The sequence below is a fragment of the Acetobacter cibinongensis genome, from assembly GCF_000963925.1.
In the GTDB taxonomy this organism is placed as follows: domain Bacteria; phylum Pseudomonadota; class Alphaproteobacteria; order Acetobacterales; family Acetobacteraceae; genus Acetobacter; species Acetobacter cibinongensis.
The window spans coordinates 1-215 of sequence record NZ_BAMV01000104.1 but is presented as its reverse complement, the minus strand read 5'-3'; the positions used below and the strand labels follow the sequence as shown (position 1 = coordinate 215).

1 pseudogene is annotated in these 215 nt (G+C 63.3%); it reads right to left on the bottom strand.

Annotated features, from left to right (window positions below):
- A pseudogene (locus Abci_RS14000) lies at positions 1–215 on the bottom strand (1-deoxy-D-xylulose-5-phosphate synthase); the annotation flags it as partial.

Here is a 215-nt window from a genome sequence, read left to right as displayed (position 1 = left end):
GCGGTGGCGGTCATGTGCAGCAGTTCCAGCTCGTCAGACGGCGCCATGATGGTCATGCCCGGCAGGCAGCCCAGATAGGCAATGTCGAACGACCCGGCATGGGTTGCCCCGTCAGCCCCCACCAGACCGGCACGGTCTATGGCAAAGCGCACAGGCAGCTTCTGCAACACCACATCATGCATCACCTGATCGTAGGCGCGCTGCAGGAAGGTGGA